At 70.4% G+C, this 24,132-nt stretch carries 23 protein-coding genes; 12 read left to right on the top strand and 11 right to left on the bottom strand.

The genetic code is table 11. The features are described 5' to 3' along the window. Positions 1-42 precede the first annotated feature (42 nt). The 7 genes from ACFWHU_RS25025 (at position 43) to ACFWHU_RS25055 (ending at position 8,923) form a co-directional block, all read left to right on the top strand. The gene (locus ACFWHU_RS25025) at positions 43-1,431 is read left to right on the top strand and encodes an ABC transporter substrate-binding protein (RefSeq protein ID WP_385800340.1); all 1,389 of its coding nucleotides are present in this window, start codon (positions 43-45) and stop codon (positions 1,429-1,431) included. Positions 1,432-1,552: 121 nt separating this feature from the next. Further along, positions 1,553-2,623, top strand: coding sequence for a carbohydrate ABC transporter permease (locus ACFWHU_RS25030; protein WP_385800339.1), 1,071 nt, complete (start codon positions 1,553-1,555; stop codon positions 2,621-2,623). A gap of 18 nt (positions 2,624-2,641) precedes the next feature. Next, on the top strand, positions 2,642-3,571 hold the full coding sequence (locus ACFWHU_RS25035; protein ID WP_385800337.1) for a carbohydrate ABC transporter permease: 930 nt from the start codon (positions 2,642-2,644) through the stop codon (positions 3,569-3,571). Between the two features lie 130 nt (positions 3,572-3,701). Beyond that, complete coding sequence (locus tag ACFWHU_RS25040; RefSeq protein ID WP_385800335.1) at positions 3,702-5,147, top strand: GH1 family beta-glucosidase; 1,446 nt, start codon at positions 3,702-3,704, stop codon at positions 5,145-5,147. Between the two features lie 109 nt (positions 5,148-5,256). After that, positions 5,257-7,542, top strand: coding sequence for a telomere-associated protein Tap (tap, locus tag ACFWHU_RS25045; RefSeq protein ID WP_387227329.1), 2,286 nt, complete (start codon positions 5,257-5,259; stop codon positions 7,540-7,542). Between the two features lie 5 nt (positions 7,543-7,547). Then, positions 7,548-8,105 carry a telomere-protecting terminal protein Tpg gene (gene tpg, locus ACFWHU_RS25050; protein WP_385800332.1) on the top strand — a complete coding sequence of 186 codons (558 nt, stop codon included), beginning with the start codon at positions 7,548-7,550 and terminating at the stop codon, positions 8,103-8,105. A 113-nt stretch (positions 8,106-8,218) separates the two neighbouring features. After that, positions 8,219-8,923, top strand: a complete 705-nt coding sequence (locus ACFWHU_RS25055) for an HAD family hydrolase (protein ID WP_387227331.1) — start codon at positions 8,219-8,221, stop codon at positions 8,921-8,923. 25 nt (positions 8,924-8,948) lie between these two features. Here the strand turns inward: ACFWHU_RS25055 and ACFWHU_RS25060 are convergent, their stop codons facing one another. Both ACFWHU_RS25060 and ACFWHU_RS25065 read right to left on the bottom strand, forming a co-directional pair. Continuing rightward, positions 8,949-9,665: a class I SAM-dependent methyltransferase gene (locus ACFWHU_RS25060; RefSeq protein WP_385800328.1), complete on the bottom strand. Its 717-nt coding sequence runs from the start codon at positions 9,663-9,665 to the stop codon at positions 8,949-8,951. A gap of 70 nt (positions 9,666-9,735) precedes the next feature. Beyond that, entirely contained in the window at positions 9,736-10,716 is a 981-nt protein-coding gene (locus tag ACFWHU_RS25065) for an NAD(P)/FAD-dependent oxidoreductase (RefSeq protein WP_387227333.1), read from the bottom strand. Between the two features lie 83 nt (positions 10,717-10,799). On the opposite strand from ACFWHU_RS25065, the gene ACFWHU_RS25070 reads away from it, so the two are divergent. Beyond that, a complete protein-coding gene (locus ACFWHU_RS25070; RefSeq protein ID WP_387227335.1) occupies positions 10,800-11,390 on the top strand; it encodes a helix-turn-helix domain-containing protein in 591 nt (196 codons plus the stop codon). Here ACFWHU_RS25070 and ACFWHU_RS25075 read toward each other — a convergent pair. Then, positions 11,329-12,150, bottom strand: a complete 822-nt coding sequence (locus ACFWHU_RS25075; protein WP_387227338.1) for an SGNH/GDSL hydrolase family protein — start codon at positions 12,148-12,150, stop codon at positions 11,329-11,331. The genes ACFWHU_RS25070 and ACFWHU_RS25075 overlap by 62 nt on opposite strands. A 65-nt stretch (positions 12,151-12,215) precedes the next feature. Here ACFWHU_RS25075 and ACFWHU_RS25080 point away from each other — a divergent pair, with 65 nt between their 5' ends. Beyond that, positions 12,216-12,785: a PadR family transcriptional regulator gene (locus ACFWHU_RS25080; RefSeq protein WP_385800320.1), complete on the top strand. Its 570-nt coding sequence runs from the start codon at positions 12,216-12,218 to the stop codon at positions 12,783-12,785. Positions 12,786-12,800: 15 nt separating this feature from the next. Here ACFWHU_RS25080 and ACFWHU_RS25085 read toward each other — a convergent pair whose 3' ends face one another. Then, positions 12,801-13,349 carry a TetR family transcriptional regulator C-terminal domain-containing protein gene (locus tag ACFWHU_RS25085; RefSeq protein WP_385800387.1) on the bottom strand — a complete coding sequence of 183 codons (549 nt, stop codon included), beginning with the start codon at positions 13,347-13,349 and terminating at the stop codon, positions 12,801-12,803. 313 nt (positions 13,350-13,662) lie between these two features. Between ACFWHU_RS25085 and ACFWHU_RS25090 the strand changes: the two genes are divergently transcribed. After that, complete coding sequence (locus ACFWHU_RS25090) at positions 13,663-15,564, top strand: RICIN domain-containing protein (RefSeq protein ID WP_385800319.1); 1,902 nt, start codon at positions 13,663-13,665, stop codon at positions 15,562-15,564. 61 nt (positions 15,565-15,625) lie between these two features. On the opposite strand, the gene ACFWHU_RS25095 is transcribed toward ACFWHU_RS25090, so the two are convergent. Genes ACFWHU_RS25095 through ACFWHU_RS25105 form a run of 3 tightly spaced genes read right to left on the bottom strand, consistent with a single transcriptional unit; the run spans position 15,626 to position 17,608 of the window. Next, positions 15,626-15,922: a hypothetical protein gene (locus ACFWHU_RS25095; RefSeq protein WP_078079049.1), complete on the bottom strand. Its 297-nt coding sequence runs from the start codon at positions 15,920-15,922 to the stop codon at positions 15,626-15,628. Next, positions 15,919-16,110 carry a toxin-antitoxin system HicB family antitoxin gene (locus ACFWHU_RS25100; protein WP_384319450.1) on the bottom strand — a complete coding sequence of 64 codons (192 nt, stop codon included), beginning with the start codon at positions 16,108-16,110 and terminating at the stop codon, positions 15,919-15,921. Before ACFWHU_RS25100 ends, ACFWHU_RS25095 begins: the two co-directional genes overlap by 4 nt. A 43-nt stretch (positions 16,111-16,153) precedes the next feature. Then, on the bottom strand, positions 16,154-17,608 hold the full coding sequence (locus ACFWHU_RS25105) for a PLP-dependent aminotransferase family protein (protein ID WP_387227613.1): 1,455 nt from the start codon (positions 17,606-17,608) through the stop codon (positions 16,154-16,156). Positions 17,609-17,800: 192 nt separating this feature from the next. On the opposite strand from ACFWHU_RS25105, the gene ACFWHU_RS25110 reads away from it, so the two are divergent. Together ACFWHU_RS25110 and ACFWHU_RS25115 are read left to right on the top strand one after the other, a co-directional pair. Continuing rightward, a complete protein-coding gene (locus tag ACFWHU_RS25110) occupies positions 17,801-18,817 on the top strand; it encodes an alpha/beta fold hydrolase (RefSeq protein WP_385800316.1) in 1,017 nt (338 codons plus the stop codon). Positions 18,818-19,104: 287 nt separating this feature from the next. Further along, entirely contained in the window at positions 19,105-20,112 is a 1,008-nt protein-coding gene (locus ACFWHU_RS25115) for an iron-containing redox enzyme family protein (RefSeq protein ID WP_387227341.1), read from the top strand. Positions 20,113-20,204: 92 nt separating this feature from the next. On the opposite strand, the gene ACFWHU_RS25120 is transcribed toward ACFWHU_RS25115, so the two are convergent. The 4 genes from ACFWHU_RS25120 to ACFWHU_RS25135 form a co-directional block, all read right to left on the bottom strand. Next, positions 20,205-20,474, bottom strand: a complete 270-nt coding sequence (locus ACFWHU_RS25120; protein ID WP_385800313.1) for a DUF6296 family protein — start codon at positions 20,472-20,474, stop codon at positions 20,205-20,207. 102 nt (positions 20,475-20,576) lie between these two features. Further along, positions 20,577-21,362: an SAM-dependent methyltransferase gene (locus ACFWHU_RS25125; protein ID WP_385800311.1), complete on the bottom strand. Its 786-nt coding sequence runs from the start codon at positions 21,360-21,362 to the stop codon at positions 20,577-20,579. Positions 21,363-21,453: 91 nt separating this feature from the next. Beyond that, the gene (locus ACFWHU_RS25130; protein WP_385800309.1) at positions 21,454-22,320 is read right to left on the bottom strand and encodes a helix-turn-helix domain-containing protein; all 867 of its coding nucleotides are present in this window, start codon (positions 22,318-22,320) and stop codon (positions 21,454-21,456) included. 167 nt (positions 22,321-22,487) lie between these two features. Then, on the bottom strand, positions 22,488-24,110 hold the full coding sequence (locus tag ACFWHU_RS25135) for an alkaline phosphatase D family protein (RefSeq protein ID WP_387227344.1): 1,623 nt from the start codon (positions 24,108-24,110) through the stop codon (positions 22,488-22,490). Positions 24,111-24,132 lie beyond the last annotated feature (22 nt).

A 24,132-nucleotide genomic window follows, 5' to 3' on the forward strand; every position in this document is an offset into this window, starting at 1 on the left:
AGTCACTTTCGGCGCGTCGAGCGCCCCGCAAGGAGGAAGCACATGGGCACCGCCCGTCATCGCTTCGGATCCACCCTCTCCGCTCTCCCGTCCCGCTTCCCGCACCGTTCCCCGAACCGGTTGCCGCACCGTTCCCCGAAGCGTTTTCCGACCCTCGCCGCGGTCGCGGCGGCCGGTCTGTCCCTCGTGCTCGTCGCCGGCTGCGGAGGCGGCGGTGACACGGGCGAGGCGAAGACGAAGGACGGCAAGACCGTCATCAGCATGGGGCTGTTCGGTGTCATGGGGTTCAAGGAGTCGGGTCTCCTCGACCGGTACATGGAGGAGAATCCCGACATTCTCATCGAGGCCGACGTGGCCGGCGACGAGCAGACGTACTACACGGCGCTCCAGACCCATCTGGCCGCCGGCAGCGGCCTCAAGGACATCCAGGGCATAGAGATAGGCCGGGCCAAGGAGCTGGTCGACACCCGGTCGGACAAGTTCGCCGACCTGTCCAAGACGCCCGGCCTCGACCACTTCCTGCCGTGGAAGTCGAGCCAGGTCACCACCGACGACGGCAAGCTGCTCGGACTGGGCACGGACATCGGTCCCATGGCGGTCTGCTACCGCAAGGACCTGTTCGAGCAGGCCGGTCTGCCGACCGAGCGCGCCGAGGTGGAGAAGCTGTGGGCGGGCGACTGGGCCAAGTACGTCGACGTCGGCCGGGACTTCAAGGAGGGCAACAAGAAGGACAAGGTCGCCTTCATGGACAGCTCCAGCGGCCTGTTCAACGCGATGATCTACGGCGATGAGAAGCAGTTCTATGACAAGGACGGCGAACTCATCTACAACGACAACCCCGTGGTCAAGGACGCCTGGAAGCTGGCCGCCGACGCCGCCGAGTCCGGACTGACCGCCAAGCTGAGGCAGTTCCAGCCCGGCTGGGACCCGGGACTGGCCAACGGCACGTTCGCCACGGCGGTCTGTCCCGCCTGGATGCTCGCGCACATCAGCGAGAAGGCCGGCCCGGCGAACCAGGGCAAGTGGGACGTCGCCAGGGCGCCCAAGGGCGCCAACTGGGGCGGCGCGTTCCTCGGGGTGATGGACAACAGCCCGGTGAAGAAGGAGGCCGCCGATCTCGTCGCGTGGCTGACCGCGCCCGAGCAGCAGGCCGTCATCTTCGAGAAGCTCGGCAACTTCCCGTCGTCCAAGACGGCGCTGGACATACCCGAGGTCGCCAACGGCAAGTCCGAGTACTTCAGCGACGCCCCGATCGGCCAGATCTTCGGTGACGCGGCCAAGGAGATCCCGGACGAGCAGATCCTCGGACGCAAGGACGGCACGATCAAGGACACCTTCTCGGCGGGCCTCCAGCTGATCGAGGGACAGGGCAAGAGCCCGGACGTGGCGTGGAAGACGACGGACGAGCGCATCAAGAAGCTCACGCGCTGAGTCCGCGGGGGACAGGTCCCGGCGGCCGGTGTCACCTGACCGGCCCGGCCGCCGGGACACCCCCAGCACTTCACCACTCCACACATTGACAAACCACGGACCTCAAGGAAGGACGCCCCGCGTGGCCACCTCCACCCCGGCAGCCCGCTCCGACGGGCAGCCGCCCCCGACACCGGACGGCTCCACCGGGAAGGGCGGCGCCGGCCGCGACGCAGCCGCCGGCCAGTCGCGACGCAACATCCTGCACCGGCTGGATGTACGAGCGGTGCCGTATGCCTTCATCGCCCCGTTCTTCCTGATCTTCGGGGCCTTCGGCCTCTACCCGCTCATCTACACCTTCTGGATCTCGCTGCACCGCGTCGAGCTGTCCACCATGGACATGATGGAGTGGCGAGGACTCGCCAACTTCACCGAACTCATCGACGACGAGCGGTTCTGGAACGCGCTGACCAACACCTTCACCATCGGTGTCATCTCCACGGTCCCGCAGCTGCTGATGGCGCTGGTCCTCGCCCATCTCCTCAACTACCGGCTCCGTGGCTCCACGTTCTTCCGGGTCGCCGTCCTCACCCCGTACGCCACCTCCATCGCCGCCGCCGCACTCGTCTTCACCATGCTCTTCGAGCGCGACTTCGGCATGATCAACTGGGGCCTGAGCTTCTTCGGGATCGAGAACGTCGACTGGGAGAACCAGAAATGGCCCGCCCAGTTCGCCATCTCCGCCATCGTCATCTGGCGCTGGACCGGCTACAACGCCCTGCTCTACCTCGCGGCGATGCAGGCGATACCGAGGGACCTGTACGAGGCCGCCGCCATCGACGGGGCGTCACGCTGGCAGCAGTTCCGCAAGGTCACCATCCCCGGCATCAGCGCCACGATCATCTTCACCATCGTGCTCTCCACGATCGGCGCGACCCAACTCTTCGGTGAGCCGCTGATCTTCGGGCAGGGACCGAACGGGATCAGCGGAGGCGCCGACAACCAGTACCAGACGCTGGGGCTGCTCCTCTACGAAGAGGGCTGGAAGAACTACCAGATGGGCCGGGCCGCGACGATCGCCTGGGCCATGTTCCTGATCCTCGTCCTCGTCTTCGTCCTCCAACGCGTCGCCGCCCGCGTCAAGGCGGGCCGGCCGGCACGGGCCGCCAAGGTCACGAAGAAGGCCAAGTCCACGCCGTCCGCCACGTCCTGACCAGGGAGCAGCAGCCGCATGACCATCGACACCGCACCCGTCCGGGCGGACGCGCGCGAGCGGGCATCCAAGGCCCCCGCGACCTCCGGCCGCCGCCGGACGCGCCTCGCGCTGCGTCCCGGCGCCGGCCGCCAGCACCACGCCGGACCGCTCGCCTACCTCCTGCTCGGCATCGCCGCGCTCGTCTCCCTCTTTCCGCTGTACTGGACGGTGGTGGCCGCCTCCACCGACAACACCCGTGTGTCGCAGACCCCGCCGCCCTTCCTGCCGGGTCCGAATCTGCTGAAGAACCTCGGGATCGCCTGGCAGGACGCGGCCATGGGCAAGGCGATGATCAACAGTCTGATCGTCGCCGGCGCCATCGCGCTGTCGACGGTCTTCTTCGCCACCCTGGCCGGCTTCGCCTTCGCCAAGCTGCGCTTCAGGGGACGGAACCTCCTCCTGCTGCTGGTCATCGGCACGATGATGGTGCCGCCGCAGCTCGGAGTCGTACCACTGTTCATGATGATGGCCGAACTCGGCTGGGGGCAGACCCTCCCGTCCGTCATCTTCCCGACGCTGGTCAGCGCGGTCGGGGTGTTCTTCATGCGGCAGTACCTCAAGGAGGCGCTGCCCGACGAACTCATCGAGGCGGGGCGCCTGGACGGCGCGCACTCGCTCCGTATCTTCTGGAGCATCGTGCTGCCGATCGCCCGGCCGCCCATGGCCGTCCTCTTCATGATCACGTTCGTGCACGCGTGGAACGACTTCTTCTGGCCGTTCATCGCACTCGACATGACCAACCCCACGGTGCCCGTCGCCCTCACCCAGCTCAGCGCGGGCTATGTGCGCGACCAGTCCGTGATCATGGCGGGCGCGCTGCTCGGCACCCTGCCGCTGCTGGCGATGTTCATCGTCTTCGGCCGTCAGATAGTCGGCGGGATCATGCAGGGAGCGGTCAAGGGCTGATCCCCTGGTCTCCTGCCCCCGCCTCCCCTGCTGCCCCGCCGATGCCCCCTGCGCCCACGCGCGCCACGAATGGCGGCGCGGACCAACACACCGCACACGGCACACAGTTCAACTCCTGAAAGGGACCCTCGTGGCCACATCCCCCTCCGTACGAATCTTTCCGCCCGAGTTCCTCTGGGGCACCGCGACCGCCGCCTACCAGATCGAAGGCGCCGCACGGGAAGCCGGCCGCACCCCCTCCATCTGGGACGTCTACTCCCGTACCCCCGGCAAGGTCCGCAACGGCGACACCGGTGACATCGCGGCCGACCACTACCACCGCTGGCGCGAGGACACCGCGATCATGTCCGACCTCGGCGTCGGCGCGTACCGCTTCTCGGTCTCCTGGCCACGTGTGCGGCCCACCGGCACCGGCCCCGTGTCCCAGGAGGGCCTGGACTTCTACCGACGCCTCACCGACGACCTGCTCGCCAAGGGCATCGAACCGGTCGTCACCCTCTACCACTGGGACCTTCCGCAACATCTGGAGGAGGCGGGCGGCTGGCCCGAGCGGCGTACGGCCGAACTGTTCGGTGAGTACGCGGCCCTCGTCGCCGACGCGCTCGGCGACCGGGTCAAGACCTGGACGACACTCAACGAGCCGTGGTGCAGCGCGTTCCTGGGCTACGGCTCCGGGGTCCACGCGCCCGGCCGAACCGACCCCGTCGACGCCCTGCGCGCCGCCCACCACCTCAACCTCGGCCACGGGCTCGCGGTACAGGCACTGCGCGACCGGCTCCCGGCGGACGCGCGGCTGTCCGTCACGCTCAACCTCCACCACGTACGGCCCCTGACCGACAGCGAGGCGGATCTCGACGCGGCCCGCCGGATCGACGGGCTCGCCAACCGGGTCTTCACCGGACCGATGCTGGACGGCGCGTATCCCGAGGACGTCATGGCGGACACCTCGTCCCTCACCGACTGGTCCTTCGTCCAGGACGGCGACACCGAGCTGATCAACCGCCCGCTGGACTTCCTCGGCGTCAACTACTACTCGCCGACACTCGTCTCCCACCACGCGGGACCGCCCGCCCACCGCTCGGACGGGCACGGTGTGAGCGACCACAGCCCGTGGCCCGGCGCCGACGACGTCGCCTTCCACCAGACGCCCGGCCCCCGGACCGCCATGGGCTGGACGATCGACCCGCAGGGTCTGTACGAACTGCTGATGCGGGTACGCCGGGACCACCCCGAACTGCCGGTGATGATCACCGAGAACGGCGCGGCGTTCGACGACTACGCCAACCCCGACGGCGAGATCCACGACCCGGAGCGGATCGACTATCTGCGCGACCATCTCGCCGCCGTACACAGCGCCATCGAGTCGGGAGCCGACGTACGGGGCTACTTCCTGTGGTCGCTGCTCGACAACTACGAGTGGGGCTACGGCTACAGCAGGCGCTTCGGCGCGGTGTACGTCGACTACGCCACCCAGCGGCGCACCCCCAAGGCCAGCGCCCACTGGTACGCCAAACTCACCCGCAGCGGCAGTCTGGCCGCCGTCACCTCGGGGGACGCGCCGGTCGACGGACGGTAGAACCCGGCCACGCGCGCTACGATCCGGTTTCATGTACCGGATCGTCATGGCCCCGCCGCACCGCACCACCGCCGTCGCACAGGGCTGACGCGCGAAGGAGCGAGTGCCGATGCCCAAGAAGTCCGACCCCGTCGACGCCCTCCTCAAGTCGGGGCCGCGCCGTACGCATCTGCCCGAACCGGCGGAGCGGGCGAGGCTGCGCGGCGACTACGGCCTCACACAGGCCGAGGTCGCCGCGGCGCTCGACGTGACGCGCGCGACGGTCGCGGGGTGGGAGTCCGGTCGGAGCGAACCGCAGGGCGCCACGCGCGCCGCGTACGCGAAGCTCCTGGAGGGCATCGCGGAGCAACTGGCGCACGCGGAGCCGGGCTCGGGGCCGGGACAGGAGTCGGTCAAGGCACCGGTTCAGGCCCCGAGTCCGGCCCCGGCTCCCGCTCCGGTCAAGGCTCCGGCCCCGAAGCCGTCGGTGAAACCGGCGCCCGCCCCGATCCCGGCTTCTCCGGCAACGCCCGTCCCGGCCCCGGCCTCTCCGGCAGCGCCGGCTCCGGTACCACCCGTTCCGGCCCCGCCCCGACCGGCGGTCGCCCGGCAGCGGCCCGCACCGAGGAACAGCGCACCCGGCCGTCCCGCCTCCGCCCCCATCGCCCAACTCCCGCCCCCCGGAGACCAGTTCGTCAACGGTCCGCTCGCCGTGCTCGACGGCGACGGAAACGCCTACTGCGCCGGCGGCCTCGTCCTGCGATGCCCGGCCAAGGACATCCCCGCTCTCGTCGAATGGGCCCTCAACGACGCCGGACTCGGCGCGCCCCGACTGGACCGCAACGGCAGGGACTCCGACCCGCTGATCGTCCTCACCGAGTCCGCCGCGCTGCGCCTCGGCCTGCCCGCCGTACTGGAGGACCGGCGCGGTCTGCGGCTGCCCGAAGACCACAAGGTCAACAAGCAGGTCACCAGGGCGAAATGGACGATGACGAAGCGCGGCTTCGGCCCATGGGCCCGTATCTACCGCCCGGCACGCGAAGGACGCCGCCAGTGCGTGCAGTTGGCCGTGCTCCCGTGGGACGCCCTCGATCAGCGCGGCTGGCCCGGCGCGGCGGCCCTGCCGCCCGCCGAACTGGCCCGTGTGCTCGGCACGTACGCCGCGCGGGTCATCACCCCGTGCGGCTCCACCGCCGTCTCCGGTCTGGAACTGATGACCGCCCTGCGCCCGCCGACCCGGCCGGTGAAGGACGCCGAGACCGGCATCTGGGCCTCCGGCCCGGTGCCCGGCTCCCTCACCCGCGCCGTGGACCCCGCACCACCCGAGGCCCCCGACGAGCACCCCGTCGTCGCCGCGCTCCACCCACGCGGCCACTGGCGCACCCCCGACCAGGTCATCGACGAGGAGGCCCACGACTGGATCCGCGATCCGCAGCTGCTCACCGACGCCGAGTGCGCCAGGAAGTACGCGGTCGGCATCGACGTGAACACCGCCTTCCTCGCCGCGGCGAACCGCCTGCCCGTCGGCCTCGGCGAGCCCGTCCACCTCACCTCGCCCGATTTCGACAAGGCGCTGCCCGGCAGCTGGCTGATCGACCTGTCGGGCATCGAGATGGACCCCCGCCTGCCCTCCCCGTTCACTCCGCGCGGCAGCCGCCCCACCGGACCGGCCTGGTATGCCACGCCGACGGTCGCTTACGCGCACGAGCTGATCACCACGTACGCACTGCCCGTCACCCTCCGCCCCGTCGAAGCGTGGGTGCGCCCGGACAACGGCCCGTATCTGGACCCCTGGTACAAGCGTCTCGCCGACGCCTACCGGACGACGATGGCCGAACTCGGCGTCACCACCGACCTGGACGAGGACGCCTTCCTCGCCGCGATGGAGACCCACAAGAGGTCCGACCCCGGCGCTGCCGCCGTCCTCGCCGCGATCAAGTCGACGGTCAAGGGTGGGATCGGCAAGCTCCGCGAGCGACCCCAGGGCGCCGCGTACCGACCCGGTGAGCGCTGGCCCGCCCTCAAACGCCCCACCTGGCGACCCGACATCCGCGCCGCGGTCATCGCCACCGCGCGGGCCAACATGCACCGCAAACTCCTCAAGACCGCGGTCGCCACCCAGTCCGCGCCGCCGCCGGCCGGCCGTCTGTACTTCGACGACGACGCGCTCCTGCCGATCGCGCTGCTCTCCGACGGCGTCGTCTTCCTCTCCGACAGCCCGAGCCCGCTCGACCTCCTGCCGCGCACAGCCGACGGCAGGCCGGCCCCCGGCGCCTTCCGGCTCGGCGTCAGCCCCGGCATGGTCAAGCACGAAGGCACCAAACCGCTCCTCTGGGCTGCTCAGTTGCTGGACGAGGGCCTCAACCCGGCGCGGCACATCAAGGACGGCGTCGATGCCGTCGCCGAGGGGGAGTAGGAGCCGTGGGCATCATCGGTGACAGCATCACCAAGGCCGCGGAGAACACCGCGACCCGACCGATCCCGAAGTCCGCGGGCGCGCGGATACGGTTCCTCCTGAAGAAGGAGAAGGGCTCGACCCGCGCGGTCGCGCGCCGGCTGGGCTGCTCCCAGCGCACCGTCGAGCGCTATCTCAAGGGTGACCTCAAGCGCCCCAGGGCCGCGCTCGCCGAGCGGCTGCGGGCGGAGGTACGGAAGGACTGGCAGCCCCGCATCCGTAAGGAGGCGATGACGAAGGCCGCCACCAGTACGGGCATCGTGGTCGAGACCCGTGCCCGCTTCGGCTTCACGGCGGCGGTCGGTTCCACCGACGACCCCCGGATGCGGCGCATCACCGAACTGCTCCCGCCCCAGATCGCGGCCCGCCTCCTGGCCGCGCACGAGACCGGCGCGAACGAGGGCGAACTGCGGGGCATCGTCGCCGAAGGGCTCCAGGAGCGGTACTTCAAGGACAACGGCCGCCGCGCGACCGGCCTCGAGGTGGAGTTCACCGACCTGGACTACGTCGAGATGGGCCTCTGAGACCCTCGCGCGGACGGCAACAGGCCTCTTGTCCGCGTGTACGTGGAGGCGGCACGCTTGGCGACGGGGCCCTCGTGGGCCGGGGAAAGGGAGTCACGGTGAGGAGCGGGGCGATGGGGGCAGGCGCGGAACAGGCGGGACGGGCGGATACGACGCCGGCCGGGGTACAGCCTCTGGGAACGGCAGAGACGTTCGGCGCGGTGCTGTGCGACATCGACGGCGTCATCCGCTTCTTCGACACGTCCGAGGTGACCCGCCTTGAGCGGGCGGCGGGACTGCCCGAAGGCACCACGGCGGCCGTCGGATTCGCGCCCGAGAACGATCTGCCGTTGCTGCTCGGGACCATCACCCGCGAGGAGTGGGCGGACTCGATCGTACGGGGCCTGCTTCCGCGCGTGGCGCAGGACGAGGCCGAGGCCCTGGCTCGGGCGTTCAGCACGGCCGACTTCCGGGTGGACGAGACGGTCGTGGACCTGCTGCGGCAGGTTCGTGAGCACTGCCCGCTGGTGCTCGTCAGCAACGCCACCCGGTGGCTCGACGACGATCTGGCCAGGCTGGGCCTGACCGACCTCGCGCACAGTGTCGTCAACAGCTCCCTCGTGGGCGTGGCCAAGCCGGACCGCCGTATCTACGAGATCGCCGCCGAACGCGTGGGTGTGGCCCCGGACCGCTGCCTCTTCGTGGACGACCGGCAGGAGAACGTGGACGCCGCCGTCGCGCTCGGCATGACGGGGGTACTCCACCGCGACGCAGCCGACCTGCGAACGGCACTGCTCCCGATCACCGGGCGGGCCGGGACGAGCCCGCCCGGCGACTGAGAGCACCCCCGGCGTACGCGCCGTGTCAGACGGCGCGACGGCGGAGCTTCAGTGCGTTGTCCGTACGGGTGCCCGGCTCTCCGTCGGGCCGGGTCTGGATCCGCTCGTGCTCGTCGCTGAGCAGTACCTCCCACTCCCCGTCGGGCAGTTCGAGCGATTGAAGGACCTCGGCGGGCGTCGGGAGGTGCACCTCGGGGTGCGGGTTGGGCTCCCAGGACGGGAGTCCGGCATGCCCCACGATCAGGAGCACCCCGCCGGGCGCGACGGCCGCCGCGGCGTTCCGCAGAATCCGCTCGCGCGGCATGTCGCCCGGTGAGTGCAGGAACTGGGCCGAGACCAGATCGAACGTCCCGGCGGGGAAGGAGACCGCCAGATCGTGCCGCTGCCAGTCGATACGGTCGGCGACGCCCGCGTCCGCCGTGGCGGCGTGCCGCCCGGCCCTGGCGAGGGCGACTCCGGAGATGTCGACGGCGGTGACCCGCCACCCCTGGCCGGCCAGCCAGATCGTGTCGGCCCCTTCGCCGCAGCCCAGATCCAGAGCCCGGCCGGGCTTCAGATCCGCGACTTCTCTGACCAGGACCGTGTTCGGGTTACCGCTCCAGATCCGGTCGCTCTCGCCGTAACGAGAGTCCCAGAACTCCTGGTTCGTGCCACTGGCCGTGCCGCTTTCCGTGCCGCCGTCCGTACCTCCGTCCGTACCTCCGTCGGTGCGGAGGTCCGCCGAGCTCTGACCGTGGGTCATAGATATGTCTCCTTCGTCAATCCGATATATCGATGCCGTCGCGCTGCCACCGCGTCACATGCCGCTTCTGTCACTCGCGCCGATCGCGCCTCACCTCGACCGCCCGCCGCGTGTCCTCGGCGATCAGATCCGCGTTGACCGCGGCCCCCGCACGCAGCCCCGCCGCCGCGGAGCCGATCACGTTCGCCGTCGGATCGACCACGTTGCCCGCGGCCCACACACCGGGCACGGACGTCACTCCGGCCGGATCGGTGGAGAGGTGAGTGCCCACCACCTGACCGGCCATCTCCACGTCGACCGCCTTCGCCCCCAGCTCCGCGAGGACGCCCCCACGCGCGGTGAACAGCGGCGGAACCACCACCGCGCGGACCGGGATCACCCGCCCGCCGGCCAGCGTCACGCCGCCGAGCCGGTCGTCGCTCACCTCCAGTGCGACGACCTCCCCGTCCACGACGGCGATGTCGCGCGCGGCCAGTTGCTCGTACTGCTCGTCGTCGAAATCGGGCGCGGTGTGCCGGAACAGCGTCACGTCATCGCTCCACTGCCGCCACATCAGGGCCTGGTGCACCGCGAGCGGCCCGGTCGCCAGGATGCCGATCGGCGCGTCGCGCACCTCCCACCCGTGGCAGTGGGGGCAGTGCAGCACCTCGCGCCCCCACCGCTCGGCGATGCCCTGAACCGGCGGCAGTTCGTCGACCAGGCCGGTGGTCACCAGCAGCCTTCTCGCCGTCACCTCCGCCACTGCCGCGCCCTTTTCGAGTACGACACGGAACCCGTCGGTGACCGACCCCTCGACCGTCGCCACCCTGCCGGACAGGAACTCGCCGCCGTAGCCGGCCACTTCCTCGCGTCCCACGGACACCAGCTCGGCGGGCGCGACGCCTTCACGTCCCAGGTAGCCGTGGACATGGGACGCCGGGGCGTTGCGCGGCTCGCCGGAGTCGATCACCAGCACCGAGCGGCGCGCCCGCGCGAGCGACAGCGCCCCGCTCAGCCCGGCGGCTCCGCCACCGATCACCACCACATCGAAATCTACTTTTTGTACCTTCATGTGAAACACCTCCATCCGCTGGAGATGCTCCGTCCAGGCCTCGCGGTTTGACAAACCTTCTTGCCGAGGTGGCAAATGGAGGGATGGCTGACGACGACCTCTCGACCGTCCTGAACGGTGTGGGACCGCGCCTGCGCGTCCTGCGCCGCGAGCGTGGCACGACTCTGGCCCAGCTGAGCGAGTCGACCGGGATCTCGGTCAGTACCCTGTCCCGGCTGGAGTCCGGCGGACGCAAACCGACCCTGGAACTACTCCTGCCGCTCGCCAAGGCGTACGGCGTGCCGCTCGACGAACTGGTGGACGCGCCGGCGACCGGCGACCCCCGCGTCCATATGCGTTCCTATCAGCGGCACGGTATGACCATCGTGCCCCTGACCCGCCATCTCGGCGGTCTGCACGCGTACAAGCAGATCATGCCGGCCGGCGGGCAGCAGACCGGCGAGCTGGAACAGCGGGTGCACGAGGGCTATGAATGGCTCTACGTACTGGCCGGGCGGCTCCGGCTGCGTCTCGGCGAGCACGATCTGGTGCTGGGCGCGGGGGAGGCCGCGGAGTTCGACACGCGTACCCCGCATGGCTGGGCCAACGCGGGCCCGGAAGCAGTGGAGTTCCTCAGTATTTTCGGTCAGCAGGGGGAGCGGATGCACGTACGCGCCCGGCCCTCCGGACAGTGAACAGCGCCCCGGCCAGGGGCGGTACGAGATGCCGGACGACCCAGAGAGTGTGCCGTACCCCGGAGGTGATCCGCTCGCGCAGCGGATCCGCGTCGGGGACCGCCGCCCCCGGTCCCGGCACGGCGCCGCCGCGTGCGCGCAGGACGTCACCGGCGAGTGCGGCGAGATAGCGGTGGCCTCGCCGGTTGGGATGCAGCCGGTCCACGCAGACGATCCCGGCCCTGTCCACACGGGCCGCCCCGCGCGCGTCGACCATCCAGGCCCCGTGGCGCCGCGACTCCCGCTCGATCACCTCGTTCGCCTCTGCGATCCGGCGCCGCAACTCCGCCCGTCTCGCCCCCGACACGGGCAGCGCGGCAGCGACGTCGTGCAGCGTCATCGTCAGGACGCCGGCGGTCGCCGCCGCACTCAACTCGGCGAGCACATGGGCGTAGTCCTCCTCGAATCGCGCGATGTCGAAGTGGCCGGCGATCACGTCGTTGACCCCGATCACGCACGTGATGTACGCGGGCGCGAGCGCGACGGCGTGCTCCAGTTGATCGCGGCGCAGCGTGGCGACGGTGGTGCCGCTGCGCGCCAGATTCGCGACGAGTTCCAGCCCCGGAACCGGTGCGGCGATGTCGCCGGGGCGCCCCGGGGGCGCCGACGTCAAGTAGTGGATCCAGCCCTTCAGCGCGCCGCCCCGGTACGGGTCGCCGACTCCCTCGCTGAGGCTGTCGCCGACCGCGACAAGACTCCTTGCCTCCGTAGTCTTATCCATGACTAATAATGTAGATGAGTAATCACGCTTCGGGAAGCCCCGGACCGCCCGGATAGGGTGACGCCATGTCTCTGCGGCACGCCGTGCTGGCAGCCCTGATCCAGGGCGAGGCCAGTGGCTACGAACTCACCAAGCGTTTCGACGTCGGGGTGGCCAACTTCTGGCACTCCCGGCCCCAGCAGCTCTACGCGGAGCTCACCCGGCTGCACGGGGAGGGGCTCGTCCGGGCCGTCGAAGTGGTGCAGGAGTCACGGCCGAACAAGCGGCTGTACTCGCTCACCGACACGGGCACCCAGGCGCTGGTCGACTTCGCGGCCGGGCCGCTGCGGCCGACGAACCTGCGGGACGAGCTGACCGTGGCGGTGCAGTGCGCCGACGTGGTCGAGCCCGACGCGCTGCTCACGCATCTCGGGCGCCGCGCGGACGAGGCCCGGGAGAAGCTGGCCGCGCTCCGCAGGACGGAGACCTCGATCCTCTCGGGGCGTGACGAGGAGGAGTTCGTACGGACCACGGGCCACCTCGGGCCCTACCTCACCTGCCGGCGCGGCATCCGCTACGAGGCCGACGCGCAGGAGTGGTGCGAGTGGGCGGCCGGCCTGATCCGTGCCAAACAGCGGGCGACGCGCCCCTCGTGAGATCCGGGCCGGGCGTCAGTCCTCGGCGGGCGCGATGGACGCCAGCAACGACGACACCACACGCTCCGTCGACGCGGCCATGTCCACCGACTCGGGTGACAGCAGCCACTGCACCTGGAGCCCGTCCATCACCGCGATGATCGCGTTCGCCACGTTCTCGACGTCCAGGTCCTCGCGGGCCTCGCCCAGTTCGGCCGCCTCGCGCAGCGCGTCCACCACGAACGCCCGCAGCCCGGTGTACCGGTTGCGGAAGTAGTCCTGCGCGGGGTGTCTGTCGGTGACGCTCTCCGCCGAGAGCACCGCGTACAGCCGCACGATGCCCTCGCGTTCGGAGTTGCGGCGGGTGGTGTCGATCAGATGGCGCAGGAAGGCGAGACCGCGGGGGCGGTCGGGGCCGAGCTGTTCTATGTCGGTCTGGTCCCGCAGTTCCAGGACGCTCGTCAGAAGCAGTTCCTTGGAACGGAAGTAGTGCAGCACCCCCGCCTGGGTGAGTCCCGCGCGATCCGCGATCTCCGCGAGTGACGCGTTGTTGTAGCCGCGCGCCGCGAATGTCTCCATGGCGATGCGCAGGATTTCCTCGCGCCGCTGCCGCGCCCCCGGGCTGCGCGGCGTGCGCGGCTGGGCGGACCCGGTCGGGGCGCCGGCCCGTTCCCCCGCTCGTCTGTTGCTCACCGGGCGCAGTCTACGGCTCCGCGGATCACCGTCAGGGCCTCGGCGGGCGGTGGGAGCGCCGTCCGAAACAAGTTCGGCACGACGACTTACTAAGTACTTAGTAAGCGTGCTTTCATGTCGCCGATGCGCCACCCCGGCCACGGCGCGGGACGCCCCGGGCCGCAGGCGATTCGTTCGACACACGAACCGGCAGGAGCCCCCACGTATGCGAAGAACCCTGCACAGAAACGTCGTTCGCAAAGCCGTCGTCGCACTCAGCGTGCTCACGCTGGGTGGCAGCCTCGGACTCACCACGTCCGGTACCGCGCAGGCCGCCGACCCCACCGCACAGGTGTGGATCTCCACGGCCGACGGGAGCCGCAAGCTGGCCTCGGCGGGCCAGATCACCTTCAACTCCTCGCCGCAGGCCATCGACATCAACGTCAACCCGGCCCAGCGCGAACAGCAGTTCACCGGCGCGGGCGCCTCGGTCACCGGCGCGGCCGGCCATCTGATCAACCAGCTTCCGGCCGCCCAGAAGAACGCCCTGATGACCTCGCTCTTCTCCGCCCAGGGCGACGGCATCGGCATCAACTACCTGCGCCAGCCGCTCGGCGGCACCGACTTCAACCAGGGCGCCGCCTACACCTACGAGGACAACCAGGGGGACTTCAACCTCGGCCGTGACCACGAGGCGATCATCCCCGTCCTCAAGCAGGCCGTGTCGATCAACCCCGCCGTCCGCTTCATGGGCAGCCCCTGGACACCGCCCGCGTGGATGAAGACGAACAACAGCCTCAACGGCGGCAGTCTGCGCACCGACCGCTACCAGAACTACGCCGACTACCTGGTGAAGGCCATCCAGGGCTACCAGCAGCAGGGCATCAAGCTCACCGACCTCACCGTGCAGAACGAGCCCGAGTTCGCGACGAGTTACCCGTCGATGAGCATGACCGCCTCCGAGCAGGCGGCGTTCTTCAAGGTGCTCGACCGCACCCTCACGGCGGCCAACCTGCCCACCAACCTCCTCGCGTACGACCACAACTGGGACCACCCCAACTACCCGCTCCAGGTCTTCTCCGAGACGCCGGGCATGAACCGCGTGATCGGCGCGGCGTTCCACTGCTACGGCGGCCAGCCCACCAGCCAGTCGCAGATCAGGCAGGCCGGCAAGCGGGTCTTCTTCACCGAGTGCTCGGGCACCGACAGTGACAACGCGGCCAACACCTTCGCCGACACGCTGAAGTGGCACGCCGAGAACCTCGTCGTGGCCAACATGCGCAACGGCGGCGAGACCACGATCATGTGGAACCTCGCCCTGAACCAGAACGGCGGCCCCCACCAGGGCCACTGCACCACCCGCTGCAACGGCGTGGTCGAGATCAACGGCAACACGGTCACGCGCAACGCCGAGTACTACGTCCTCGGCCATCTGACCAAGTTCGTCAAGCCCGGCGCCACCCGTATCGGCTCCACCAGCCAGGGCGCGGGCGGCGTGCAGAACGTCGTCTGGCAGAACCCGGACGGCGGCAAGGCAGCGTATGTCGTCAACGGCGCGAGCGCGGCGAGGACCTTCTCGATCACGGACGCCGGACGCTCGGCCACGTACACGATTCCGGCGGGCGCCGTCGCCACCCTCGTATGGACCGGCACCGACACGGGCAACCCGGGCAACGGCACCATCGACCCGGCCACTTGGTACCAGGTGGTCAACACCGGCAGCAACGCGTGCCTCGACGCGACCGGTTGGGGTACGGCGGACGGCACCGGACTCCAGCAGTGGTCCTGCTCCGCCCCGGCGGCCAACAACCAGACCTGGCAGTTCAGACCCACCAGCAACGGCTACTACCAGGTCGTCAACCGCCACGCGAACAAGGTGTGGGACATCGACGGGGGCGTCACCGCCACCGCCGACGGAGCGCGTGCGCATCTGTGGAGCTACACCGGCGCCACCAACCAGCAGTGGCAGCCGCAGCGGATCGGCACCACCGACCGCTACCGGTTCGCCGCCAGACACAGCAACAAGTGCCTGACCGTGAGCACCGGTACGGCGAACGGCGCCACGCTCACCCAGCAGCCCTGCACCGAGGCGGCGAACCAGACCTTCCGGCTGACCGCCCAGGCGTAGCGCTCGGCAGCCGGTGAGCCCTGGTGAAGGGCTCACCGGCTCTTGAGCAGCAGTCCGGGAATCAGAGGTCGAGCACCGCGCGCAGGGCCTGGCTGATGCGGTCCATCACCGCCGTGTCGACCGGACCGAGCGGCTTCGCACCGTCGAAGCGTGTGACCCTCAACTGCTGGAGGTTGACCGCGACGGCCGTGGACGGCAGCGGGTGGTCGATCACCACGGACATCGCGGTGTCGGGGTAGCGACCCGCGTCGTGCAGTACGACGGTCAGGACCGCTCCGTACGCCTCCTCCAGACCGTCCAGCGAGACGATCAGGACGTTGCGCCCGTCGCCGAGCGTCCAGATCTCACCACGTTTCACAGGGCGTCGCCCTCGCCGCCCAGGTCGTCGCCGAGCCCGAGCGAGGCCAGTCGGCGGGCGGAGTCGAGCACGGCCTGTCGCTGGGCGGCTCGCACGATGTAGGCGTTCAGGGACAGTCCGGCCGCTGCCGCCCCCGCTTTGATCGATGCGTTGATCTCGTCCGGGATACGGAGCGTCATTGCGGTCATGCGACCGACCATAGCAACCGGACAGTGGTTGCACCATGTGGTGTCACATCGCAGGACCACGAAACGGTTCTCCGGCGGGCGGCAGGGCCGCGCACAGGGCCTGGAGCGCGCCGTTGAACGCGTGGTCGGGCGGGGCTCCGAAGCCGATCACCAGCCCCTCGCGCGGTGGCATCGTGCTCTCCGGGTGCCGGAAGGCACCGAGCCCCTCCAGCGCGAGGCCGAGACGCCCGGCCGCGCGCACCGTGTCCTGCTCGGTGCCCGGCGGCAGGTCGAGCACGGCGTGCAGCCCGGCGGCGATACCGCTGACCGCGATGTGCGGAGCCCGCTCGGCCAGGACGGCGACGAGCCGGTCGCGCCGCCGCCGGTACGTACGCCGCATCAGACGCACATGCCGGTCGTACGCGCCGCACGCGATGAAGTCGGCGAGGGTGAGCTGGTCGAAGACCCCGGTCCACAGCTCGCGGACGCCCTTCACGGCGAGCACCTCGTCCACGAGCCTCTCGGGCAGGGCCAGCCAGCCCAGTCGCAGGGCGGGGGAGAGGCTCTTGCTCGTGGAGCCCAGATGGATCACCCGGTCGGGGTCGAGCCCCTGCACGGCGCCGACCGGCTCCCGGTCGTAACGGAACTCGCCGTCGTAGTCGTCCTCCAGCACCACCGACCCGGTGGCGCGCGCCCAGTCCACGGCGGCCGTCCGCCGCTCCGCCGACAGCGGACCCCCGGTCGGGAACTGATGGGCGGGCGTGAGCAGTACGGCGCCGGCGTCGAGGGAGGCCAGCTCGGCGGTCCGCGCGCCGTCCGCGTCCACGGTCAGCGGCACGGTGCGCAGCCCGGCGCCGGTCAGCAGCGAACGGTGGAAGGCGAGCCCGTACGACTCGACGGCGATCGCGCCGTCGAGCACCTCGCCGAGGATGCGCAACGCATGGGCGAAGCCGGCGCAGACGACGATCCGGTGGGGCGCGGTACGTACGCCCCTGGCGCGCGCGAGGTACTCGGTGAGCGCGGTGCGCAGTTCGATACGGCCCCGCGGGTCGCCCGGGCCGAACGCGTCGCTCGGCGCGCCGTTGAGCGCCCGGCGCGCGGAGGTCAGCCACGCGGAACGGGGGAACGCCGAGGCGTCCGGCGAGGTCGGCATGAAGTCGTACGCCGGCCGGGGCGCCGGCGGCGCGCAGTGGCGGGCGCGGTCCTTCGCGGCGGGCAGCGGCGTGGCGCGCGGCGCCACACGGGTGCCGGAACCCTGGCGTGCGGTGAGCCAGCCCTCGGCGACGAGTTCGGCGTACGCCTCGCCGACGGTGTTGCGGGCGAAGCCCAGGTCCACGGCGAGCGCGCGGTACGGGGGCAGGCGCGTGCCGGGCGCCAGCCGGCCGGACGTGATGGCCTCCCGCAGGGCGAGCATCAACTGCTCACGACGCGATCCCCGCCCGCTCAGCTCCAGATGGAGATCCGTCCCCACGGCGGACCGGGGGCCGGGCGCCGGCTCGGGGGAAGGGGCCGCGTCCATGGAATTGACCCGTCGATCCGACATGGAAACGCACCTTACCCAGGGGGCCATTCGTCTCCCGGCCCAGGATGCCGCACCGGAAGACGGGCCCGGCCCCCGGCGGCGATTTGCCGACCCGGCAAGTTCCCTTGGCCGGGGCGCGACGGCCGCCGAATGATGGTGAGCGGAAACGATCACCCACAGGAGGACCACATGCCGGAGCCCACCACGCCGTACGCCGCAGCCCCCACCGTCACCCCGCCCGGCGCCGAGCACCGTCTGGTGGACGTCCCCGGCGGCCGTATCCACCTCGTGGAACAGGGCACCGGCCCGCTCGTCCTCATGGTCCACGGCTTCCCCGAGTCCTGGTACTCCTGGCGCCACCAGCTCCCCGCGCTCGCCGCCGCCGGGTACCGCGCGGTGGCAATCGACGTACGCGGTTACGGCCGCTCATCGAAGCCCCCGGCCGTCGAGGACTACCGGATGCTCGCCCATGTCGCCGACAACGTCGGAGTCGTACACGCGCTCGGCGAAGAGACCGCCACGATCGTCGGCCACGACTGGGGATCGAACATCGCCGCCGGCTCGGCGCTGCTGCGCCCCGACGTCTTCACCGCGGCGGCGCTCCTCAGCGTTCCGTACGCGCCGCGCGGCGGCCCCCGCCCGACCGAGGCGTTCGCGCACATCGGCGGCGACGAGGAGTTCTACGTCAGCTACTTCCAGACGCCCGGCCGCGCCGAGGCGGAGATCGAGCCGGACGTCCGGGGGTGGCTCGCCGGGTTCTATGCGGGGATCTCGGGCGACACGATGCCGCCGGAGGGCGAGGGGAGCCTCTTCTTCGTGGCGCCGGGCGGCAGACTCCGCGACCGGTTCCCCGCCGGCCGGCTGCCAGCCTGGCTCTCGGAGGCCGATCTCGACCACTACGCGGGCGAGTTCGAGCGGACCGGGCCGACCGGGGCGCTCAACCGCTACCGCAACGTCGACCGGGACTGGGAGGACCTTGCCGCCTGGGACGGCGCCCCGCTCACCCAGCCCTCCCTCTTCATCGGCGGTGCCCTCGACGCCTCCCTCGCATGGATGTCCGACGCCGTGCGGAACTTCCCCAGCACCCTCCCCGGACTTCTCTCCTCGCACATCCTCGAAGGCTGCGGGCACTGGGTGCAGCAGGAGCGCGCGGAGGAGGTCAACGGGATCCTGACGCGGTGGCTGGACGCGCTGCCGACGCGCTGAACCCCGGCGGCGGGCGGTGAGCGCCGCGGACCGGTCCCCACCGACGGGTCCGATCACCCGAACGGCGGCACCCGGCGCCACGCCTGCGCCGAAGGGGGCGGGCCGCCCCGCGAGCCGGAAACGACGGGCACCGCCGGGCGGTGGCGAGGCGCCGCCGGACGTTACCCACGGTCCGCCCGCCGTCACCGACCAGGTCAACACGAAAGGGGATAGTTCGGGTAAAACGGCGAGAATGATTGAACCGAGCACGCTGATCAGTTCGATCAGGTCAAGGAGTGAAGTCAGTGGTGAACGCCGACGTCCGGCCCACCGGTCCCGCTCTGCCGACGGGCCGTGGCGACCTCAGCTACGGAGTCGTACGTGCCCTGCGTGGCCGACCCGGTTCCAGGACCCCCCTTCCGTCGAGCGCCACGGCGGACACCGCCGACCCGTACGGCGAGGACCTGCACCTCGCGCTCTACCTCTGCTACGAACTGCACTACCGCGGATTCTGCGGCGTCGACCCCGCCTGGGAGTGGGATCCCGCGCTGCTCGCCGTCCGCGCCGATCTCGAACGCCGCTTCCTGGACGCGCTGCGCGCGGACACCAAACGCCGCACCGACGTCGACGAGGCGCTCGCCGACCTCCTGCTCGAACCACCGGACGGCGCGAGCACGTCCCACTACCTCAAGGACGAGGGCGAGCTGTGGCACCTGCGTGAGTACGCAGCCCAGCGTTCCGTCTACCACCTCAAAGAAGCCGACCCGCACGCCTGGGTGATCCCACGGCTGCGCGGCAGGGCCAAGGCGGCGATGGTCGCGGTCGAGTTCGAGGAGTTCGGCGCCGGCCGGGCGGACCGGATGCATTCACGGCTCTTCGCCGGCCTCATGACGGACCTCGGCCTGGACACGGCGTACGGCCGCTACGTCGACGCGGCGACGGGGGAGATGCTGGCGAACGTCAACCTCATGTCGATGTTCGGTCTGCACCGCGCGCTGCGCGGCGCCCTGGTGGGGCACTTCGCCGCCGTCGAGGTGGTGTCCTCGCCCACGTCCCGCAGGCTGGTCGAGGCCATGCGCCGCGCGGACGCCGGAGAGGCCGCGGTGCACTTCTACGCCACGCATGTGGCGGGCGACGCGTCCCACGAACAGCTCGTCCGCCACGAGGTCGTCGGCGGACTGCTGGAGGAGGAGCCGTGGCTGGAGGGGGACGTTGCCTTCGGTATCGACGCCACCGGCGTACTGGAGGCGCGCCTCGCCGACAGACTGCTCCCTGCCTGGCGCGACGGCCTCTCCGGCCTGCGCACGCCCCTTTGAACCGACCCCGCCGAACCCGGCGATTCCGGCCGCCGAACCCGGCCTCAGCGGAGCCGTCCCCGCCCCTCACCGAGAAGGCGGGGACGGCTCCGTCACGAGCCGAGCGACCGCGCCTTCACCGGCGTGCTGAGTGCCTGCTGGCCTCCGCTCGCCAGCATCCGTACCTCGCCCCGGTCGCTGATCTCCGCGCGCACGATGCCCGTGTCGTCCTCGTAGACCGGAAATCCGCCCGCTCCGGCCTTGGCGGTACGCCGTACCGTCACCACGTCCCGTTCGACGTCCTCCCGTGGCACCGGCGGACCCGCAGGATCCGCCGGTGCGGGCTCCTCGAACACCAGCTCATAGCGTTCCGGGTAAGCCATGGGGGCCTCCTCCCGCGATAGGCACCACCACCCATCGTCACCCCGTCGGGCGATCCTCGCCTCTGGCGTGGCCGGGCGCACCGGGAACGCGTGGCCGGGGCCTCAGGAGATGCGGGCGACTCCCGCGTAGACGGCGTTCTCCTCGGGCTCGGGCGCGGCCGTGTCCTGGTACCACTCGGGTCCGGTGACGAGTCCGGGCTCGACGAGATCGAGACCGTCGAAGAACCGCGCCACCTCGTCCCGGGTACGGAACCGCAGCTCGATACCGCCCTTGCCGTAGGTCCCGGTGATCTGGGCCTCCAGCTCCTTGTGGAAGTCGAAGGTGCCGTGCGAAAGCACCAGATAACTGCCGGGCGCGAGCGCGTCGAGGAGGGTGCGGGTGATGTCGTACGGACCGTCGCTGTCCGGGATGAAGTGCATCAGCGCGATCAGGGAGACCGCCACGGGCCGGTCGAAGTCCAGGTGCCCCCGCGCGTGGTCGAGGATCGCCTCGGGCTCGCGTACGTCCGCCTCGATGTAGTCGGTCGCGCCCTCCGCGCTGCTGTACAGCAGCGCTTCGGCGTGCCGCAGGACGATGGGGTCGTTGTCCGTGTAGACGACCCGCGCCTTCGGGTTGATCTCCTGGACTATCTGGTGGAGGTTCGGCGCGGTCGGGATACCGGTGCCGATGTCGAGGAACTGCTCGACGCCCTGGCCGGCCAGCCACGCGGACGCGCGGTGCATGAAGGCGCGGTTCTGCCTGGCGCTGCGCTTCCCCAGGTCGGGCAGCTGCTCCCCGACCGCCCGGTCGACGGGGTAGTTGTCCTTGCCGCCCAGGAGCCAGTCGTACACCCGTGCCGGGTGGGGCTTGCTCGTGTCGACCTGGGTCTTGGGTGTACCTGCGTTCATGCGGTGCTCCGTTGGCTTTCTGATCCGAGGAAGGGGGGTGGCGGGAACAGGGAGTACGGGCCCGGCGGGGGTTCGGTGCCGGGCCCGGCGGTCACAGCGTGGCGCGGAAGTCGGACAGTACTTGCCTCGTACGGCTCGCGGATTCCGCGTGGGCCACCATCCGGTCCATGGCCTCCATGTGTTCGGAGACCTCGCTGTCCTCGTCGAGATAGAGCGCGCCGGTCAGATACTCGATGTAGACCATGTCCCGCACCTCGGGGATGCCGAAGCGGAACAGCACGAAGGGGCTGTACGTGCCGGGGTGGTGGCCGGCGGCGAACTCGGCGATCTGGAGTGTCACGTTGGGCAGTTCGCTCGCTTCGAGCAGCCGGTCGATCTGTGCGCGCATCACGTCGGGCGACCCGACGCGTCGGCGCAGTACGGTCTCGTCCAGCACGGCCCAGAAGACGGGCGCGTCGGTGCTTGTCAGCAGGGACTGGCGCTCCAGGCGCAGCGCGACCTGGCGGTCGATCCGCGTCGGGTCGGACATCTGCTGTCCAAGGGCGCCGCTGGTCAGGATGTGCCGCGCGTAGTCCTCGGTCTGGAGCAGCCCCGGTACGAAGTGCGGTTCGTAGCAGCGGATGGTCACCGCGGCCTCTTCGAGGCTGACGTAGCCGCTGAACCAGTCGGGGAGCACATCGTGGAACCGCTGCCACCAGCCGGGCTTGTTGGCCTCGTCGGCCAGCCGGAGGAAGACGTCGATCTCGTCGTCGGGGACGTCGTACGCGGGAAGAAGGATCTGCAGATACGGGACTTTGAGCGCGACCTCCGCCATCTCCATCCGGCGAACGGTGGCGGCCGTGACGCGTAGCAGCTGACCGGCCTGCTCACGGGTGAGGCCCGCTTTCTCCCGCAGCGCCAACAGCTGTCTGCTGAGCACGATCTGACCGATCGTCGGAGCCGACCGTGGCTCGCTCATTTCGCCCCCCCGAGCACCGCCGCCGCCATGGCGGACAGTGTGCCACAGCAACTCGCGGGTGTGGCAGGTCTGTTGATCTTTCGCGGTGTCCGTGCGGCCGCTCCGACCGCCGTGCTCCGTCTTCTCAAGTCCTCAGCTCGATCCTGGCCTGTGCCGACTCGGCTCGGTCATGCGGGCTTCAGTTCCGGATTACCCGCTTCCGTGACGAACGACGCCGCTTTTGTGAGTTCGGAGCCCGGTTTCGTCACGCCGGTGAGTGTATTGAAGGTGACCGTCGCCCGGTCCTCGGCGAGTGTGAATGTGGTGTAACCCCGGCGTCCGTTGTAGTACTTCATGTGCGGGTTGGCCGAGGTGAGGTTGGACCAGTTGGACGGCTTCTCGGCGCCGTCCATGTCGCTGCTGACCGATGTCGTGGCGATCTCCGTGCCCACGACACGGGACTTCGGGTCGTCGAAGTCCTCCTTCAGGTCGAAGCCGTAGCCGACGTGCACGTCGCCGGTCAGCACCATCAGGTTGTCGAGACCGGCCGCCTTCGCGCCGTCCAGGATCCGCTTGCGGGAGGCCGGGTAGCCGTCCCACGCGTCCATCGAGAGCCTGAAGTCCGCGCGGGGCACGTCGCGGCGCTGGGCGAACGTCACCTGCTGGGCCAGCAGGTTCCAGGTCGCGTCGGAGTCCTTCCAGCCGTCGAGCAGCCACCTCTCCTGTGTCTCGCCGGTCATGGTGCGCTCGGGGTCCTTCGACTCCGGTCCCGGGACCTGCCAGTTGGCGCCCTGCACCTGGTTGGAGCGGTACTGGCGGGTGTCGAGGATGTCGAACTGGGCGAGCTGTCCGAAGTGCAGCCGGCGGTAGAGCCGCATGTCGGGGCCGTCGGGCTGCTGCGGGGTGCGCAGCGGCTGGTTCTCCCAGTAGGCGCGGTAGGCGGCGGCCCTGCGGAGGAGGAACTCCTCCGGCGGTACGTCGTTCTCGGGGGTCTCGTCCGCGTAGTTGTTCTCGGTCTCGTGGTCGTCCCAGGTGACGATGAAGGGGTGGGCCGCGTGCGCGGCCACCAGGTCCGGGTCGGACTTGTAGAGGCCGTAACGCAGCCGGTAGTCCTGCAACGTGACGGTCTCGGAGTTGTAGTGCGCGGGGAGCTTGCGGTCGGTGTAGTCGCGGGCGCCGCCTACGGCCGTGACGGCGTACTCGTACAGGTAGTCGCCGAGGTGGATGACGACGTCGAGGTCCTCGGCGGCCAGGTGCTTGTACGCGGTGAAGTAGCCGTGGTAGTAGGCCTGGCAGGAGAGCGTGGCGAACTTCAGCTCGGTGATCCGGGCCCCGGCGGCGGGTGCGGTACGGGTACGGCCGACCGGGCTGATCCAGGTGCCCGCGCGGAAGCGGTAGTAGTAGACGCGGTCGGCCGACAGCCCCGCGACCTCGACGCGCACGCTGTGGTGGAACTCGGGGTGGGCGGTCGCGGTGCCGCTCTTGACGAGCACGGCGAAGAGTTCGTCGTGGGCGACCTCCCACTCCACCTCGACCCGCTCGGCCGGCAGACCGCTGTCCGCCGTGTACGGCTCGGGCGCCAGTCGGGTCCAGAGCAGGGCCGTGCCGGGCTGCGGGTCGCCCGAGGCGACGCCCAGTGTGAAGGGGTCCTTGGTGATGTCCCTGGGGTTGAGCCTGCGGGCGGTCGCCGCGCCGGCGGCCGGCATGTTCGCCGCGAAGGCGAGCACGGCCGCGGCGCCGGCGCGGGTGACGAACTGACGGCGGTCGATACGGCGCGCGGCAGCGCGGAATTCCGGCAGATGATTTCCCATTGTGACGAGTCATATGCCCTGT

Origin of the sequence: Streptomyces sp. NPDC060366 (assembly GCF_042725135.1) — a bacterium.
In the GTDB taxonomy this organism is placed as follows: domain Bacteria; phylum Actinomycetota; class Actinomycetes; order Streptomycetales; family Streptomycetaceae; genus Streptomyces.